The organism is Maribacter ulvicola, from assembly GCF_900155985.1.
GTDB classification, from domain to species: domain Bacteria; phylum Bacteroidota; class Bacteroidia; order Flavobacteriales; family Flavobacteriaceae; genus Maribacter; species Maribacter ulvicola.
On record NZ_FTMA01000012.1, the window covers coordinates 33,684 to 51,230 of the forward strand.

Annotated in this window: 16 protein-coding genes; 9 read left to right on the forward strand and 7 right to left on the reverse strand. The window is 35.8% G+C overall.

The genetic code is table 11. From position 1 onward, the window contains the following. Position 1 precedes the first annotated feature (1 nt). The 3 genes from BW936_RS18660 to BW936_RS18670 are packed head-to-tail and all read right to left on the reverse strand — an operon-like array spanning position 2 to position 3,390. On the reverse strand, positions 2-754 hold the full coding sequence (locus BW936_RS18660) for a Na(+)-translocating NADH-quinone reductase subunit C (RefSeq protein WP_076551286.1): 753 nt from the start codon (positions 752-754) through the stop codon (positions 2-4). A 2-nt stretch (positions 755-756) separates the two neighbouring features. Continuing rightward, positions 757-2,037 carry an NADH:ubiquinone reductase (Na(+)-transporting) subunit B gene (locus tag BW936_RS18665; protein WP_076551289.1) on the reverse strand — a complete coding sequence of 427 codons (1,281 nt, stop codon included), beginning with the start codon at positions 2,035-2,037 and terminating at the stop codon, positions 757-759. Positions 2,038-2,040: 3 nt separating this feature from the next. Then, entirely contained in the window at positions 2,041-3,390 is a 1,350-nt protein-coding gene (locus BW936_RS18670) for a Na(+)-translocating NADH-quinone reductase subunit A (RefSeq protein WP_076551291.1), read from the reverse strand. Positions 3,391-3,542: 152 nt separating this feature from the next. On the opposite strand from BW936_RS18670, the gene BW936_RS18675 reads away from it, so the two are divergent. The 5 genes from BW936_RS18675 to BW936_RS18695 all read left to right on the forward strand — a co-directional run bounded on the left by BW936_RS18675 (position 3,543) and on the right by BW936_RS18695 (position 8,662). Next, a complete protein-coding gene (locus tag BW936_RS18675; protein ID WP_076551294.1) occupies positions 3,543-4,784 on the forward strand; it encodes a type IX secretion system plug protein in 1,242 nt (413 codons plus the stop codon). A gap of 26 nt (positions 4,785-4,810) precedes the next feature. Next, on the forward strand, positions 4,811-5,935 hold the full coding sequence (locus BW936_RS18680) for a DUF3667 domain-containing protein (protein ID WP_076551296.1): 1,125 nt from the start codon (positions 4,811-4,813) through the stop codon (positions 5,933-5,935). Positions 5,936-5,940: 5 nt separating this feature from the next. Further along, positions 5,941-6,327 carry a Co2+/Mg2+ efflux protein ApaG gene (gene apaG / locus BW936_RS18685; RefSeq protein ID WP_076551355.1) on the forward strand — a complete coding sequence of 129 codons (387 nt, stop codon included), beginning with the start codon at positions 5,941-5,943 and terminating at the stop codon, positions 6,325-6,327. 82 nt (positions 6,328-6,409) lie between these two features. Next, the gene (pruA, locus tag BW936_RS18690) at positions 6,410-8,038 is read left to right on the forward strand and encodes an L-glutamate gamma-semialdehyde dehydrogenase (protein WP_076551299.1); all 1,629 of its coding nucleotides are present in this window, start codon (positions 6,410-6,412) and stop codon (positions 8,036-8,038) included. Between the two features lie 111 nt (positions 8,039-8,149). Further along, positions 8,150-8,662 carry a DinB family protein gene (locus BW936_RS18695; protein ID WP_076551302.1) on the forward strand — a complete coding sequence of 171 codons (513 nt, stop codon included), beginning with the start codon at positions 8,150-8,152 and terminating at the stop codon, positions 8,660-8,662. 300 nt (positions 8,663-8,962) lie between these two features. Here BW936_RS18695 and rsmG read toward each other — a convergent pair whose 3' ends face one another. Beyond that, on the reverse strand, positions 8,963-9,598 hold the full coding sequence (gene rsmG, locus BW936_RS18700) for a 16S rRNA (guanine(527)-N(7))-methyltransferase RsmG (RefSeq protein WP_076551305.1): 636 nt from the start codon (positions 9,596-9,598) through the stop codon (positions 8,963-8,965). 120 nt (positions 9,599-9,718) lie between these two features. Between rsmG and BW936_RS18705 the strand changes: the two genes are divergently transcribed. Then, complete coding sequence (locus tag BW936_RS18705; RefSeq protein ID WP_076551308.1) at positions 9,719-10,819, forward strand: fatty acid desaturase family protein; 1,101 nt, start codon at positions 9,719-9,721, stop codon at positions 10,817-10,819. 15 nt (positions 10,820-10,834) lie between these two features. Beyond that, on the forward strand, positions 10,835-12,025 hold the full coding sequence (locus tag BW936_RS18710; protein ID WP_076551311.1) for a pyridoxal phosphate-dependent aminotransferase: 1,191 nt from the start codon (positions 10,835-10,837) through the stop codon (positions 12,023-12,025). Between the two features lie 76 nt (positions 12,026-12,101). Here BW936_RS18710 and BW936_RS18715 read toward each other — a convergent pair whose 3' ends face one another. Then, on the reverse strand, positions 12,102-13,595 hold the full coding sequence (locus tag BW936_RS18715; protein ID WP_076551314.1) for a TrkH family potassium uptake protein: 1,494 nt from the start codon (positions 13,593-13,595) through the stop codon (positions 12,102-12,104). A 1-nt stretch (position 13,596) separates the two neighbouring features. Further along, a complete protein-coding gene (gene trkA / locus BW936_RS18720; RefSeq protein ID WP_076551317.1) occupies positions 13,597-14,946 on the reverse strand; it encodes a Trk system potassium transporter TrkA in 1,350 nt (449 codons plus the stop codon). Positions 14,947-15,173: 227 nt separating this feature from the next. On the opposite strand from trkA, the gene ubiE reads away from it, so the two are divergent. Both ubiE and porT read left to right on the forward strand, forming a co-directional pair. After that, positions 15,174-15,905, forward strand: coding sequence for a bifunctional demethylmenaquinone methyltransferase/2-methoxy-6-polyprenyl-1,4-benzoquinol methylase UbiE (gene ubiE / locus BW936_RS18725; protein WP_076551319.1), 732 nt, complete (start codon positions 15,174-15,176; stop codon positions 15,903-15,905). Between the two features lie 60 nt (positions 15,906-15,965). After that, on the forward strand, positions 15,966-16,658 hold the full coding sequence (porT, locus tag BW936_RS18730) for a type IX secretion/gliding motility protein PorT/SprT (protein WP_076551322.1): 693 nt from the start codon (positions 15,966-15,968) through the stop codon (positions 16,656-16,658). 124 nt (positions 16,659-16,782) lie between these two features. Here porT and BW936_RS18735 read toward each other — a convergent pair whose 3' ends face one another. Next, entirely contained in the window at positions 16,783-17,502 is a 720-nt protein-coding gene (locus BW936_RS18735) for a TrmH family RNA methyltransferase (protein WP_076551324.1), read from the reverse strand. Positions 17,503-17,547 lie beyond the last annotated feature (45 nt).

Sequence of the window (17,547 nt, forward strand, 5' to 3'; positions counted from 1 at the left end):
ATTACTTAACTCTAATGGTTTCTAAATAGTCCTTATATAAATCTATACTCTCTTTTATCATAGCGGCAACTCCATTTCCAGTAATTGTTGCACCAGACAAAGCATCTACTTCATTGTCATCCTTAATTTTATTCAAAGGATCATTATTACCTTTAGAAACCGCAACACCTTCATATTTTGTCCCTTTTAAAATAGTTTCACCAGTAAAGTCGTCCATGAAATAACGCATTTTAATATTTGCACCTAAACCTGCCGTCTCTCCTTTATGATCAAAATATACCCCTTGTATCGTCATGGTATCATCTAAAGCGATAAAACCCCAAATGGCATCCCATAATCCTTTACCGTACATAGGAATAATATAAAAATCCTTACTGTCTTTTTCCCCAATGAAAAGAGGCAACTTATAAGACTCCCCTTTCTTTTTAGCAGCAAGTTCTTTTTTAATATCAATTAAGTAGGCTTCTGCATCTTGGGTAGCTTTACCGTTTTCAATAACCAATTGCTCTTTAATGAAACTAGCAAATTCCTTTTCTACTCTATCTGTTGGAATAAAATGAACACCTCCAGTATCATCGCCATTTTCATTTACACCCATAGCATAGAGGATATTTTGCTGCTTCGCAAAACGTTCATTCTCCTGAATAGTTGGTCTTAATACCGAGGCTAAAAAAGCCAAAATTGAACCAACCACTACAACCATAACGGCTGAAAAAATAACTGTATAACTATTTTTATCTGTATTTAGTGCCATAATTAAACTGTTTCAGCTTTAAGTTCTTCTGCTTTACCATCCGAATCTTTGGGATAGATAGTTGCATTTTTTAATCTGTTCATTCTTCTCTTAATATTACCTCTAACAACATAATGATCAATTGTTGGCGCAAAAACGTTCATTAAAAGGATAGCCAAGAAAACACCTTCTGGGTACGCAGGGTTGAATACACGTATCATTACAGAAATAAACCCTATAAAGAAACCGTAATACCATTTTCCCTTATTGGTTTGAGAACCGGTAACCGGATCAGTCGCCATATAGACAATACCGAACGCCAAACCGCCTACAATCAAATGTTTCCAAAAATCGAAACTCATTAAACCATAAAACTTACTTGATTCTCCTATCCAACCAAAATCAACAACCTGATTAAAAATTAAACCCATTACCAATGAACCAATAACAGCACTTACCATTATCCTCCAACTAGCAATTTTTGTATAAATCAAGAACAAACCTCCTAATAATATTAGGAATGCGGATGTTTCACCTACAGAACCAGGAATAAAACCGTAGAACATGTCTGAAACAGAATAGGTCATTTCAGCTCCTTTATTCTGAGCCAAATACCCTAATATGGTTTCTCCTGATATTGCATCAACATTGGCACCAGCAAGAATTTCCTCTGAACGCTCACGAGCACCATAAACCCAAACTTTATCACCACTCATCCAAGTAGGATATGCGAAAAACAAAAATGCCCTAATTGTTAAAGCAGGGTTAAGAATATTCATTCCAGTTCCCCCAAAAACCTCTTTACCAATAACCACGCCGAAAACAACGGCTACAGCCAACATCCAAAGTGGCGTATCTATAGGAACAATTAACGGTACCAACATACCGGTAACCAAATACCCCTCTTCTACTTCGTGACCTTTAATAACAGCAAAAATAAATTCTACTATAAGTCCAACTCCATAAGAAACAACCACTAACGGCAATACTTTTATGATACCGATCCAAAAATTATCCCAAGTAAGAAAATCATTCATTAAAGAGAAATCTGCTGGAAAACCATTGATTGCAGAAAAATGCTGATAACCCGCGTTGAACATGGAGAATACCAACACTGGAACTAGCGCCATTATTACCGTGTTCATTGTACGCTTTAGATCATCCGCAGCTTTAACATGTGTACCGCCCGCATGAGTAGTCTCATCTGGCGAAAACAAAAAAGTATGAAAGGCATTAAAGGCAGGAGCCATTTTCTTACCCTGATACTTCAGTTTAAGTTCGTGTAATTTGCTTTTTAAACTCATTTCTTATCCTATTTCTTTTTGCAATAAATCTAACCCCTCACGAATGATCTTCTGGTGCGGTTGTTTAGAAATACATATAAATTCAGTTAACGAAAAATCCTCAGGAGCCACTTCATACAAACCTAATTGCTCCATTTCATCCAAATCTTTAACCATACACGCTTTCAAAAGCTGCATCGGAAAAATATCCATTGGAAAAACTTTCTCATACTGCCCCGTTATCACGAACGCCCTATGCTCTCCATTGGTATTGGTATCTAAATCGTATTTCTTATTTGGTTGCAGCCAAGAGAAAGTCAATGCCCTTGTTGCAGAAATTTTATCGAAAACAGGTTTATTCCACCCAAACAATTCATAATCGTCTCCTTCAGGAATAACGGTTACGGTATTATTATAATAACCTAAATAACCCTCTGGCTTACTTTTAGAACCTGTAAGCACATCGCCATTTATTACCCTGAAATTCTCTTCATTTACACCACTAGCATACAAGAACGTAGAAATTTCCGCCCCTATCTTTGTAGTATAGTATTTAGGCGTTTTCACAGACGAACCCGCAAGAGCTATAGTACGCTCTGCATTAAACTTACCAGTTAACAAACATTCACCTATAACCACTAAATCTTGCGGAGTTACGGTCCAAACCAACTCACCCTTATTAATAGGATCTAATTTATTGATCTGCGTACCTACCAAACCAGCAGGATGCGGACCAGAAACGGTATGCAACTCTACCCCGTTCATTGAAGACAATGGTGATTTGCCAGAACCAACGGATACATGAACTTTACCAGGCGTTAACTTACCCAATGCAGTAATTGCCGCTTGCAATTCTTTTTCCTTACCCTGTAATACATAATCCAAATCTGCCTGTAACGGCCCACTTGAATACCCAGAAATAAAAATTGCTTTCGGGGTAGTATCAGGGTTAGCGATTACATCATATGGCCTTTGCTTAATAAATGGCCAACAGCCGCTTTTCAATAAAACTGCCTTCAACTCCTCTTTAGATGCATTCTCAACATTTAAAGCGGTACCTGAAAAAGGCTCCTGTGTTTTGTCCGCTAATATCTTTAAGGTCAAAATACGTCTTCTATCCCCTCTCTCAATCTCTATAAGCTCACCGCTTACTGGAGAAACAAAAAGCATGCTTTCCATGTTCTTGTTATAAAACAAAGGTTCACCTGCTTTAACTTCGGCGCCTTGTTTTACCATCATTTTAGGAGTAATTCCGTGAAAATCACTTAACTGTATTGCGTAAACATTACTTAAAACAGCTTTTGAAGTAGTCTGTTCTGCGGCGCCCACCAAGTTAATGTTGAGCCCTTTTTTAATTCGAATGTCTTTTGACATGTGCGTTTAGACCTTTAGGTTATCAAAATTTGAGCAAATTTAAGTACAAAAAGTTCGTTTTCATAATTATTGTCCCATAATTTGGACAATAGAACGAGCTATATTTTTTAGGCATCCTTTTTGTTTACCTTTACCCAAAAAAACGGGGCCTAATGCGTATTTTCTTCAAACATTTTATTTGTCTATTCTTTTTGCAAAATATAGTTGCACAGGTTCAAACAGAGGTGAATCCACCAGAAAATATAAAATCCATTATTTTTAAAGGCCCTACCGAAGACCAATTTCCAGTAATTAAAATAGGAGAACCTCTTTACCTTGAATTCGATGATATTCTGGCAAATGAACAAGACTACTATTATAAAGTGGTACACTGCGATTACGACTGGACACCATCTACCTTGTTAAAATCCCAATATTTAAACGGCGTAGACAACCAGCGCATAACAGATTATGAGAATAGTTACAGCACCCTACAATCCTACTCCAATTATCAGCTTACCATACCCAACGACAATGTTAGATTAAAAGTTAGCGGCAACTATTTAATAGAAATATATAACAGTTATGACGAATTACAATTTTCAAGAAGATTTGTAGTATACAAGGATATTGTCACGGTCGCCACCTCCGTAAAACGCTCAAGGGACTTTAATTTCATAAATGAAAAACAAGTGGTACAGTTTAGCATAACCTCTGGCTCTTTACGACTACTAAACCCAAAAAAGGAAGTGAAAATTGCCATTCTTCAAAATCACTATTGGCCAACTGCCATAACAAACATAGCCCCGCAATACACTTTAGGCAATGAACTGGTCTATAAATATGACCAGGAAACCTCATTTTATGGCGGTAACGAATATTTACTTTTTGATACGAGTGATTTGCGAGCACCAAGTTCACAAATATCAAGTATTGACCTGACCGAATTATACAATCATTATTTATTTTCCGATAATTTCCGAAACAACAAACCATACACCTATTTTCCTGACATTAACGGGGATTTCGTGGTTAGAACCCTGCAAGGCAACAATGCCTCTAAAGAAGCTGAATACACCAATGTCTATTTTAGCCTGCCTTACACCGAATTCATTGCTTTAGATGATGTATACGTTTTTGGAAAGTTCAACAATTACGCCCTTAACGATGAAAATAAAATGGTCTACAATGAAAAGAACGGTATGTTAGAGGCTACCCTAAAAATGAAACAAGGTTTTTACAATTACAAATACGTTGTCAAAGGAGAAAAAACAATAAAATTAAATGAAGTTGGAGGCAACTTTCACTTTACAGAGAACAATTATTTAATTCTGGTATACTACCGCAACTTTGGCGACACGTACGATAGTATTATTGGTATTGGATCTGCCAATTCTAGAAATATCACGAACTAAATGTATATTTACGTTTTTCATCATTTATGGAAAACAGACCAACCACTCCACCTAAAGGAAGATTTGAACTAAAATACAGAGGTGTAGACTGCCTAAACTGTGGTCAACCCCTGGAATTAAGCGATAAATACTGCCCCAATTGTTCGCAAGCCAACAGTACCAAAAAACTTACTCTTTTAGATTTTTTTGAAGAGTTTTTAGCCAATTATATATCCTATGACTCCAAGCTATGGAGAACATTGGCCGCCCTTTTATTAAGACCCGGCAAAATAACAAAGGAATACATATCAGGCAAACGACTATCTTACACCAACCCCTTTCGCTTCCTCTTAAGCTTAGCCATTATCTATTTTTTGATCATAAGCTTCAATAACAAATTTGAATCCTTTAACAAGTTTGGCTCAATTAATAAAAATTCAGTTTTTGACCTAAACAACGAATTCAACAATATTAAATTTGATAGCGAAGAAGAAAAAAAGATCGCCCTTGCACAATTAGACTCTTTCAAGCTTAACAGCTTCATTAAAAATAGAATCAATAAAAAAGATTCTATTGTATTATCTGACCCTGGACTACGTTTCAAAAAAATAGACACCGGCGGCCTAGTAAGTCGTTTTACCGATAAAGTCGACTTTTTCAATACCATTATCAGAAATGACACCATTTATTATTTTGAGCAGGGAACTACTAAATTCAACATACCAACTAGCTATGAAAATGAGATGGCCTTTAATCTAGCAACAAGTATTATTGAAATAGATAAGCGACCCGGTTCATTTTTAAGCTCAATGATTTCAAAATTACCATTTGCCACATTTTTCTTTCTTCCGTTCTTTTCTTTTTTCATTTGGATGGTATATATCAGAAAAAAATACACTTATACCGATCATTTAATCTTTAGTTTCCACAATCAGTCATTATTATTTATCTTGCTCATTGTTAGCAATTTGATCAACGCAGTGTTCAGTTTTAATAGCGAAGAATTATTTATTCTAATATTTGCTATTTACCTTTACAAAGCAATGCGCAATTTCTATCAGCAAGGAAGAATTAAAACAGTTATAAAGTATTTTTTCCTGAATACAATATTTTTTATTCTAGGAAGTATAGCTATAACCATATTAATCGCAGCAAGCGTATTTACATATTAATTATGATGATAACTCAGGTTACCAAAGGCATAAAAATTTCGGTTCAAACAACTTTTGAAGGTACGTTCTTCAAAAACTACAAAATGCACTATGCTTTTGGCTATACCATTACCATAGAAAATCAAAGTAAAAACGCCGTACAATTAACCTCTCGTCATTGGAAAATATTCGACTCTCTAAATGACATGGAAACCTTGGACGGCGAAGGTGTTATTGGCAAAAAACCGGTAATAGAACCCGGTCAATCCCATACTTATAATTCCGGTTGCCTACTTACCTCACCGATAGGTGCAATGAAAGGTCATTATAATATGGTAACCATGGACAATGATGTAAAATTCAGAGTTTATATCCCTACATTTAAATTCAGCGCACCTTTTGCGCTTAACTAACTGCTTTTCATCCTCTTTATAGTTTTTAGTCCAGTACCCTTTTAGTACCTTTGATCAACTTTTTAATTTAAAAATATTGACAATGGGTAAAGGATTTTTTCAAGTTCCTACAGCATTTAATGAACCTATTAAAGGCTACGCTCCTGGATCTCCTGAAAGAGAAGCAGTTTTGGAACAATACAAAGTATATTTTAATAATAAGGTAGATATACCAATGTATATTGGCGAAGAAGAGGTACGTACCGGCAATACCAAGCCAATGTCTCCTCCACACGATCACAAACACATTGTAGGTACCTACCATACTGCCAATAAAGAAAATGTACAGTCAGCAATAGATAATTGTTTAGCATCAAGAGAATCATGGGCCAACTTAACTTGGGAGCAACGTGCAGCCATATTCTTAAAAGCAGCTGAATTGATTGCCGGTCCTTACCGCGCAAAGATAAACGCAGCTACCATGATCGCACAATCTAAAAATATTCACCAAGCAGAAATAGATGCTGCCTGCGAGTTAATTGACTTTTTACGTTTTAACGTAGAATACATGTCTCAAATTTATGCTGAGCAACCAGATTCTGCCGAAGGTATTTGGAACAGAGTAGAATATCGTCCGCTAGAAGGGTTTATTTATGCAATTACCCCATTCAACTTTACGGCTATTGCCGGTAATCTTCCTGCCAGTGCCGCAATGATGGGTAACGTTGTTGTTTGGAAACCGAGTGATTCTCAGGTTTTCTCTGCAAAAGTTATTGTTGACATCTTTAAAGAAGCCGGCCTACCTGACGGAGTTATCAACGTGATTTACGGCGACCCAGTAATGATTACCGAAACCGTATTGGCCAGTCCTGATTTTGCAGGTATTCACTTTACAGGCTCTACACACGTATTCAAAGAACTATGGAAACAAATAGGGAATAATATACACACCTACAAAACATACCCAAAAATAGTTGGTGAAACAGGGGGCAAAGATTTTATACTTGCACACCCAACCGCTACCCCAAAACAAGTAGCTACGGCTATTTCTAGAGGTGCCTTTGAATTTCAAGGGCAAAAATGTAGTGCGGCTTCAAGAGTTTATTTACCTAAATCCACTTCTAAAGAGATTCTAGAATATGTTAAAGCTGATATTGCATCCTTTAACAAACCTGGCTCTCCTGAAGATATGAGCAACTTTATTACTGCTGTAATTCACGAAGGTTCTTTTGATAAGTTAGCGAAGTACATTACACAAGCTAAAGAAGACAAAAATGCCGAAATCTATGCAGGCGGTTCTTTTGATAAGTCTAAAGGCTACTTTATTGAACCAACGGTAATCTTAACTACAGACCCTAAGTACACAACAATGGAAACTGAATTATTTGGACCCGTTGTTACCATCTATGTATACGATGATAAGGATTGGAGCGAGACGTTGCAGTTAATTGACGGTACTTCTGAATACGCACTTACGGGAGCTGTACTATCTCAAGATAGATACGCTATTGACGAGGCTACCAAAGCATTACAAAACTGTGCAGGTAACTTCTACATCAACGACAAACCTACAGGTGCCGTTGTTGGTCAACAGCCGTTTGGAGGAGCAAGAGCTTCTGGAACAAATGATAAAGCCGGTTCTGCCCAGAACTTATTACGCTGGGTTTCACCAAGATTAATAAAAGAAACTTTTGTTACTCCTGTTGATTACAGATATCCATTTTTAGGATAAAACAAGTTAAAAGGCTGAATTTAAATTCAGCCTTTTTTTTGGGCTTTACCCAAAACTTATAGTACATTACTACTTTTAAAATTTATTACCACTAACCTTAATACATTAATTATGAAAAAGTTACTGCTTTCTGCATTCGTTTTTATTGGATGCTTTTCCTACGCACAAGAAGAACTAACACAAAAAACGATCAAAACAGTTTTAGCCGGAAATCAGTCTCAAGTCATTCTACTTGCTGAAGCTTTCCCTGAAGAGAAATATAACTGGAGACCTGCAGAGGGCATCAGCTCCGTTGGCGAAGCCTTGCTTCATGTTGCCGGAGGAAATTATTTTCTAGCTTCTAAATTAGGGTTTGCTCCACCAGAAGATGTAGATGTCATGAACCTTGGTAAAATTACCGGTAAAGAAAATATCATTGCAGCTCTTAAAAAATCGAATGAATTTGTTCTTGAACATATCACTAAAGTAGCAGATGGTAGCTTAAACGAAGAAGTGGATTTCGGTTTTATGAAGTCTAACAAATTAGGTGGGCTACTAGCTATTATGGAGCATAATGGAGAGCATAAAGGCCAACTAATTGCTTACGCAAGAAGTAACAATGTGATACCACCATGGAGTAAATAAATCTTTTATCATAAAAAAATGCCCCTTAACTAGCTAGTTAAGGGGCATTTTTTTTGCTATTTAAGAAACATTAACATCCCCTAAAGGCAATTTCAATGTAAATTTAACGTTAATTAATTGTAAACTAAGGGTAATTTTATGTAATTTGCACCCTACTTAAAATCAATTGCTTATGACTATCAATAGTATTAGATTACATATTACATGTATACAGATTCATTCTTGGAATTATTTAAAAGAGTTTGCCCGTAAATACAAAAAGGCCTACTACAGTTCTTTTCTTTTATAAAACATTTACGCTTACCCTTTATATTTTAACGGCAAGTAGACCATTTTCTTTGTCTCAAAGAAATCTTCTTTAAAATAATCGGTCAAATTATAAATCTCAGCCGTTCTATAGTCTTTTAATTCTTCGTTTAAATCACCTCCTTTAAGGTACAATATTCCATTTCGGACAGGGTGGCTTGATTCTTTTTTTATTTTTCCTTTTACCCAATGCACAAAAGTTGGCATAGCTGCCACAGCCCTACTGACGATAAAATCGAATTTTTCTGGTATCTCTTCTACCCTAGCGTTTATGGTGGTTACATTGGTGATTTGTAAACCTTCAACAACTTCATTTACCACTTTTATTTTCTTCCCTATAGAATCCACTAATGTGAAGTGCACATCAGGAAAAAGAATTGCCAAAGGAATACCAGGAAAACCTCCCCCAGTACCAACATCAAGTACAGATGATCCATTTTTAAATTCTATAAATTTTGCAATTCCTAAGGAATGTAAAACATGTCTTAAATAGAGTTCATCTATATCCTTTCTTGAAACCACATTAATTTTTTGGTTCCAATCTTTATATAAATCCTCAAGTTTTTCAAACAATTGTTTCTGATGATCAGATAAATTGGGAAAATTTTCAAATATGATTTCAGCAGTCATCCGTATATTTGTAAAAAGATATTAGTAATATTTTAACTATTGCAAAGATTTAGCTTTTAATTAAGCTATCAAACTATTATAGATTCAATTACATTATATTAAGTAAAAGATTACCGAATTATGGAACAAAATATCATTCGTTTCCCTAGAACAGATTCTGCAAAGTTCTTTAAAACTTTAAATAGCAGAGTTAACGATTATTTCAAGACAAACAAATTAAAAAAAACAGGTAACTGGAAACTACATTTAAAAACCGTAGTAATGTTTGCACTTTTCCTTGCCCCTTATTTTTTAATATTAACCTTAGGGCTACCAAATTGGGCCAATATTTTATTAACCATAGTTATGGGGGTTGGCATGGCCGGTGTTGGCATGAACGTTATGCATGATGGTAACCATGGTGCGTACTCTAACAAGAAATGGGTCAACAAATTAATGGGTAGCAGCATTTATATTCTTGCAGGAAATGTATACAATTGGCAAGTACAGCACAACGTACTTCACCACACCTATACTAACATTCACGAACATGATGAAGATATGGAAGCAGGTAGAATTTTACGTTTTTCTAAACATGCCGAATGGAAGAAACACCATAAATTTCAGCACTTTTATTCTGTTTTTCTTTATGGATTATTAACCTTCAACTGGGCAATTACAACAGATTTTCAGCAAATGTACCGCTATATGAAACGTAAATTATCTTACGGTAAATTGCCAAGCGCCACTATGAACTGGAGCACACTTATAATCACAAAATTATTATACCTTACTATTTGGATCGTATTGCCTATGTTGATTTTAGACATTGCATGGTGGAAAATTTTAATCGGCTTCTTTTTAATGCACTACGTTGCAGGTGTTATTTTAAGCGTAGTATTTCAATTGGCACATATTGTAGATGATGCCGATACTCCATTACCGGATGAATCTGGCACTATGAAAAATACTTGGGCAATTCACCAATTATTTACTACAGTAAATTTTGGCACAAAAAACAAAATTGTAAACTGGTTTACAGGCGGTTTAAACCACCAAGTTGAACACCATATATTTCCTAACATAAGCCATGTACATTACACAAATATTTCGAAAATTGTGAAACAAACGGCACAGGAATTTAATTTACCATATCACGAATACAAAACTACAAGAAAAGCTATAATTTCGCACTTTAAACATTTAAAAGAATTAGGCAAAGAGCCTTCATTACAATACTAGAAATTAAAAGCAACCATGAGCAATCAACTTTCGGACAGAATAAACAGCGTTACACCGTCAGCTACTTTGGAAATGGCCGCTAAGGCCCGTGAATTAAGAGCACAAGGAAAAGATATTATTGGCTTAAGTCTAGGGGAACCGGACTTTAACACACCAGATTATATTAAGGAGGCTGCCATCCAAGCAGTAAAAGATGACTACAATTCCTATACTCCTGTTGATGGCTATGTAGAATTGAAGAAGGCTATTATCACTAAATTCAAGAGAGATAACAACTTAAGTTACGAACCTTCTCAAATCGTTGTTTCAACCGGAGCAAAACAAGCGCTATACAATGTTGCACAAGTTATATTAAACCCTGGAGATGAAGTAATCTTGCCTTGTCCATATTGGGTTAGCTATAGCGATATTGTAAAATTAGCAGATGGCGTACCGGTAGAAGTAGCAACTTCTTTGGAGAACGATTTTAAAATGACTCCTGATCAATTAGAGGCTGCAATCACACCTAAAACTAGAATGTTATGGTACAGCTCTCCTTGTAACCCTAGTGGATCTATTTATAGCAAAGAAGAATTGCGAGCACTTGCGGATGTTCTAAAGAACCACCCTCAAATTATTGTGGTAAGTGATGAAATATACGAGCATATTAACTATGGGGTTACAGCACATGCCTCAATGGCAGAGTTTGATGATATGTACGACCGTACCGTAACTGTAAACGGAGTTGCAAAAGCATTTGCAATGACCGGATGGCGTATTGGCTACATTGGTGCTCCTGCTTATATTGCGCGTGCAACCAACAAGCTACAAGGGCAAGTAACTAGTGGTGCAAACTGTATTGCTCAGCGTGCCGTAATTACGGCTTTAGAGGAATCTCCAGACCGTATCCAATACATGGTAGATGAATTTAAAGAAAGACGTAAACTAATTCTAGGTTTATTGAACGAAATTGATGGTTTTAAATGTAACGAGCCTGAAGGTGCTTTTTATGTATACCCAGATGTAACCGCTTATTTTGGCAAAACATTTAATGGTACTACAATCAATAACGCATCAGACTTCTCTATGTACATTTTAGAAGCAGCAAACGTAGCCACCGTTACTGGTGATGCTTTTGGCAACGGAAACTGTATTCGTATTTCTTATGCCGCATCGGTTAAAGAAATTAAAGAAGCTATATCAAGAATAAAAGAAGCGTTGAAATAAACCTCAGCATCTTTTTAAGAACATAAAAAAAGTCCCATCGTTTGATGGGACTTTTTCATTTATAAATAATTACCTATTAAGTTCTTTTCCAAAAATATGGTGTCAATAAGATAAGTACGGTAAATAATTCTAACCTACCTGCCAGCATTAAAAAGCCACACCACCACTTTGCCAAATCTGGCAAATTATTAAAATTGCTCACCGGGTTTAAACTCCCCAATGCCGGACCAACGTTTCCTAGTGATGATGCCGCACCACCAATGGCAGATTCAAAATCCAATCCCAAAAAGCCTAAAACTAATGCCCCGATAATAAATAGCAACATATAGAGTACAAAAAAACCTATAATATTATAGACGATTTTCTCTTTAACAGTCTTATTGTTATAACGTACAGGAATAATGGCGTTGGTATGCAATGTTCTTTTAAACTCTAACACACCGTTCTTAATAATTAGAAGGTGACGCATTACTTTTATACCACCTGCCGTTGATCCCGCAGACCCCCCTAAGAAAAATAACCCGAAGAAAAACACAGTTAAAAAAGGTGTCCATTGCGTAAAATCTGCACTTACGAATCCGGTTGTAGTAATCACCGAAATTATTTGAAACAATGAGTGCCTAAATGCGCTTTCCGCTTTACCCAATACCATAGGGTAACCCGGCGTAAGCTCGGTAATATTTGCTTGAAAATAAACTACAAGCGCTACTATCATAGTAAAAACGATGATGAATCCTGCATAGTACTTAAACTCCTCATCTTGTAATACTTTCTGAACTTTCCCTTTAAAAGCAAAATAACTAAGTACAAAATTACTACCGGCCAAGAACATGAAAAATATAATGATATATTGTATCATGGGCTGGTCATTATAAAAAGCTACACTTGCATTTTTTGTTGAAAAACCACCTGTTGATAAGGTTGCCATAGCGTGATTTATAGCGTCAAAGAAAGACATACCGGCCGCTTGCAACAAAATAGTCTCTGCCACGGTATACCCAAAATAAATCAACCAAAGCCGTTTTGCCGTATCGGTAATTCTTGGGTGCAGTTTATCGCCTGTTGGCCCAGGAGCCTCAGCAGAAAATAATTGCATGCCGCCAATCCCCAATAATGGCAATATGGCTATAGCCAAAACAATGATCCCCATACCCCCGATCCAATGGGTTAAGCTACGCCAGAAAAGAATACCTTCTGGCATTGCCTCTATATCATCCATGATTGAAGCTCCCGTTGTGGTATAACCGGATATGGTTTCAAAAAATGCATTTGTAATTGTGGGCAATGCTCCAGAAAATAAGTAGGGCAACATCCCAGAAATGGACATTACAATCCACCCAAAAGTTACTATAATATAACCTTCTTTCTGTTTCACTTCTTTTTTATGACCTCTAGTATAGTACATCATAAAAACACCTACGAACATTGTAGTTATAGATGCAAGCGCTATACTTAATGTAGCCCCATCCTGGTAGATACCACTGACAACAGCCGCTAAAAGCATAAAGCCTCCGTTGCACAGCAGTAAAAGCCCCATGATATGAAATATGATTCTTAAATTAAGCCGCATCTTAAAGGAACATTCGTTCTATTTTAGGAATTTCTGAAGGTAAACAGCAAACTACTACCCTATCACCTTCCTGTATTTCAAATCCACCAAGAGCAATATAACCTTGACCATCCCTTACAACACCACCTATGGTTGCTGCTTTTGGAAAGTTTAATTCTCGAATGGTTGCTCCTGTTACCTTAGAATTTCTTTTTACAATAAATTCTAATATTTCTGCATTCAAATTGTTTAAACGCATTAAAGCTACTACCTCACCCTTACGAATATGCCTAAATATATTATTGGCGGCTAGAAGTTTTTTGTTGATCAATGTATCAATACCAATGGAATGCGATAGCTGAAAATAATCCATATTCTCCACTAGTGCAATGGTCTTTTTTATATACTTTGACTTGGCAACCAAACATGACATAATATTGGTTTCAGAATTTCCGGTTACCGCTATAAAGGCATCCATAGACTCTAAACTCTCTTCATCTAACAGTTCAACATTTCTACCGTCACCGTTTATTACCAAAGCATTTGGTAATTCATCTGCTAGATCAAAAGCTTTCTCTTTATTTTTTTCAATCAACTTTACATTGAATTTATTGGCACAAAGATCTCTGGCTGTTTTGTAACCTACTTTACTACCACCAAGAATCATCACGTTTTTAATTTCCGCTTTCTTTTTACCAGTAAGTTTATACAGCTCGTCAACTCCTTTTTTTACAGTTATGAAATATACCTGATCACCTTCTTTAAAAAGAGTATCACCTCTTGGGATTACCGTATATTGTGTGCCTGTACGCTGTAAAGCAATTGGCATGAAGTGTAATTTTGGAAAAATTTTGGCAGCTTCTTTCACTTGCTTACCAACAAAGGGGGCAGATTTAAGTAAAGATACGCCTACCATTATCAACTCCCCATCTTCAAATTCATAGGTATCATTAAAAGCAGACTTGTTTAAAAGCATCTGAATTTCAGTAGCCGCCAATGCTTCTGGCGATATTAATTCATCTATACCTAAATCAGAAAATCTTAAAAGATCTTTGTTTTTTATAAATTCAGTATTTGAAATTCTGGCAATTGTTCGCTTACACCCCAACTGTTTGGCCAACATACAAAGGGTTAAGTTCGTAGTTTCAGAAGAAGTTACCGCAATAACCAAATCTGATTCTTTTACTTGAGCATCATTCAATACCGAGATAGAAGTTGCATCACCTTTTAACACACGTATATCTAAATGATTATCCGCGTAAGCAAGACTCTCTTTCTTTGAATCAATCAAGGTAATATCCTGTGATTCATAAGAGAGCAACTTAGCTAAATGAAAGCCTACTTCCCCCGCACCAGCAATTATAATCTTCATTTATTTGATTAGATCGCCAATTATCAAGCACCAATTCTCTTCTCTTAACTATAAAAATATGTAAAAGTAGCCTTGAAAAATATAGCATTTATAATGGGGCAAAATTACATAATTAAATTAGTTTATTCTTTATTTTCAATTCTTTAACCCTTCAATTACCAACCAATCTGACTAAAAGGTAATTAAGCATTGGCTATATTGTATATTTGCAAAAAAATAGCTGTAAAATGCCCCAAAAAATTACTCCATACAAAGATTCTCAATTAGGCAAGAAAGAACAAGTTACCCACATGTTCGATACTATTTCTAAAAATTACGATGGTCTAAACCGTGTTATTTCTTTTGGAATAGATATTAAATGGCGAAAAAAGGTGGTTGATATTTTAAAAAAAGAACAACCTCAGTCTATTTTGGACATTGCTACAGGTACTGGCGACTTAGCCATAGCCCTTGTTAAAACCGGCGCAAAAAAAATTGTAGGCCTAGATATTTCGCCCGGCATGCTTGCTGTTGGCAAAGAAAAGGTGAGCCATAAAAAGCTAGACGGTACTATTGAAATGGTGGTAGGCGACAGCGAAAGACTTACTTTTGAAGACAATTCTTTTGACGCCGTAACTGTTTCTTTTGGAGTAAGAAATTTTGAAACCCTTACTACCGGTATGGCAGAAATTTTACGTGTACTAAAACCAAACGGAACCTTGGTCGTATTAGAAACTTCTGTTCCTACAAGAACGCCATACAAACAAGGCTACAATTTTTACACTAAAAATATACTTCCCTTAATTGGAAAACTATTTTCAAAAGATAATTCTGCTTATGGGTATTTGAGCGAATCTGCTTCTGTTTTTCCACATGGTGAAAACTTCAACAATATTTTACGCGAAATTGGGTTTATAGATGTAACGAACAAACCTCAAACATTTGGGGTAGCATCAATTTATATTGCAAAAAAAGGCTAATCTTTAATTTTAGCCTACTCACAGTATATTTAGACGTTTTACAATTGCAAACCAGGATATATGAAAAAGTGGTTTTTTATACCCCTAACGTTGTTGATTACCAATTTAGTAAGTGCTCAATTCAACGAAAGCCCCATATTGAACAAACAAAACGAAGATAAAAAAATCTTAAACTGGGGCTATTTCTTAGGTTTAAATCAATACGATTTTAAAATTGAATATAAAGAAAACGCCCAAGACATCTTGGTAAGCAAAAGCTTTGGCTTTAATGTGGGATTAATAGGTGAATTACGCCTTAATGAATTTTTTGACGTTCGTTTTGAACCGGGACTTCATTATGGATCAAGATTAATTGGGTTTCCTGGCTTTGATGATGAAAGAGATGCCATCAGAGAAGTAAAATCTACATATATTAATTTCCCCGTTCTCCTTAAAGCAAGCACTAGACGATTTGGAAACTTCAAGCCTTTTTTACTTGCCGGTGGATCACAAAGCTTAAACTTGGGCAGTAATGAAGAAAGCCTTGATGATAACAGCTCTGGTACGTTTAGAATGAAAAAATGGGTCTACAATTACGAACTTGGTTTTGGTATTGATTTTTACCTAGAATATTTCAAATTTACACCCTCTATACGCGGTGTGTTTGCTATCACCGATGAACTAGTTCCTGACAATGACCCTAATAGCCCTTGGACAGGAAATATTGAGTCTCTTAAAACCCGCGGTATTTTTATCAATTTTACTTTTGAATAGCAATTAGCAATTAGCAATTAGCAATTAGCAATTAGCAATTAGCAATTAGCAATTAGCAATTAGCAATTAGCAATTAGCAATTAGCAATTAGCAAAAAATAAATTTTTCAATTTATAATACCAAATTACTTTCTAATTTCATGAAGTAAGATTGCCGTTGCCGATGCAACATTTAAACTTTCTGTAGTAACACCTCCAAATTGGGGTATTGCCAGTCTATCTGTACATAATTGAGCTACGGCATCAGAAACACCTTTGCCTTCATTACCCATAACCATAATTCCTTTTTCTGGAAGTCTAGACTCGTTAACACTTATGCCGTCCATAAAAGTACCATAAATAGGCAGTTTTGTTTCAGATAAAAAAGATTCAAGATTCATGTACTTAATATTGATTCTAGTAATTGAACCCATAGTAGCTTGCAACACTTTTGAATTATAACAATCTACCGTATCCGTAGAACAAACAATATCGCTGATACCAAACCAATCGCAAAGCCTTATGATCGTTCCAAGGTTTCCGGGATCCTGGACGCCGTCAAGCACCAACACCCAATCAGATGTTATTCTTTCTATTGGTTTTGGAATATAAAAAACTCCAAGATATCCATTGGGGTTTTTAAGACTGCTCATTTGACTCAATTCCCTTGCAGTTACTTTTTCAACCTGTATATCTTCCTCCTTTAATCCGCTAGGATCAACTGCAAAAATCTTATACGCATTTATGTTAGAGTTCACTACTTCCTCCACAGTCTTTTTTCCTTCTACAACAAATAGTCCATGCTCATTACGGCACTTTTTTTGCTGTAGACTTTTGATAAGTTTCAATTCACTTTTGACAACCATTCAAATAATGTATTTTTGATTTCTATGAGGATGGCACTATGCTCC

Bases quoted from the DNA above. Each gene is read 5' to 3' on its own strand.
- ubiE (WP_076551319.1), top strand. From the start codon at position 15,174: ATGCCCCAAAAAATTACTCCATACAAAGATTCTCAATTAGGCAAGAAA.
- BW936_RS18710 (WP_076551311.1), top strand. From the start codon at position 10,835: ATGAGCAATCAACTTTCGGACAGAATAAACAGCGTTACACCGTCAGCT.
- rsmG (WP_076551305.1), bottom strand. From the start codon at position 9,598: ATGACTGCTGAAATCATATTTGAAAATTTTCCCAATTTATCTGATCAT.
- BW936_RS18705 (WP_076551308.1), top strand. From the start codon at position 9,719: ATGGAACAAAATATCATTCGTTTCCCTAGAACAGATTCTGCAAAGTTC.
- apaG (WP_076551355.1), top strand. From the start codon at position 5,941: ATGATAACTCAGGTTACCAAAGGCATAAAAATTTCGGTTCAAACAACT.
- BW936_RS18665 (WP_076551289.1), bottom strand. From the start codon at position 2,037: ATGAGTTTAAAAAGCAAATTACACGAACTTAAACTGAAGTATCAGGGT.
- BW936_RS18680 (WP_076551296.1), top strand. From the start codon at position 4,811: ATGGAAAACAGACCAACCACTCCACCTAAAGGAAGATTTGAACTAAAA.
- pruA (WP_076551299.1), top strand. From the start codon at position 6,410: ATGGGTAAAGGATTTTTTCAAGTTCCTACAGCATTTAATGAACCTATT.
- BW936_RS18675 (WP_076551294.1), top strand. From the start codon at position 3,543: ATGCGTATTTTCTTCAAACATTTTATTTGTCTATTCTTTTTGCAAAAT.
- BW936_RS18715 (WP_076551314.1), bottom strand. From the start codon at position 13,595: ATGCGGCTTAATTTAAGAATCATATTTCATATCATGGGGCTTTTACTG.
- BW936_RS18695 (WP_076551302.1), top strand. From the start codon at position 8,150: ATGAAAAAGTTACTGCTTTCTGCATTCGTTTTTATTGGATGCTTTTCC.
- porT (WP_076551322.1), top strand. From the start codon at position 15,966: ATGAAAAAGTGGTTTTTTATACCCCTAACGTTGTTGATTACCAATTTA.
- BW936_RS18735 (WP_076551324.1), bottom strand. From the start codon at position 17,502: ATGGTTGTCAAAAGTGAATTGAAACTTATCAAAAGTCTACAGCAAAAA.
- BW936_RS18670 (WP_076551291.1), bottom strand. From the start codon at position 3,390: ATGTCAAAAGACATTCGAATTAAAAAAGGGCTCAACATTAACTTGGTG.
- BW936_RS18660 (WP_076551286.1), bottom strand. From the start codon at position 754: ATGGCACTAAATACAGATAAAAATAGTTATACAGTTATTTTTTCAGCC.
- trkA (WP_076551317.1), bottom strand. From the start codon at position 14,946: ATGAAGATTATAATTGCTGGTGCGGGGGAAGTAGGCTTTCATTTAGCT.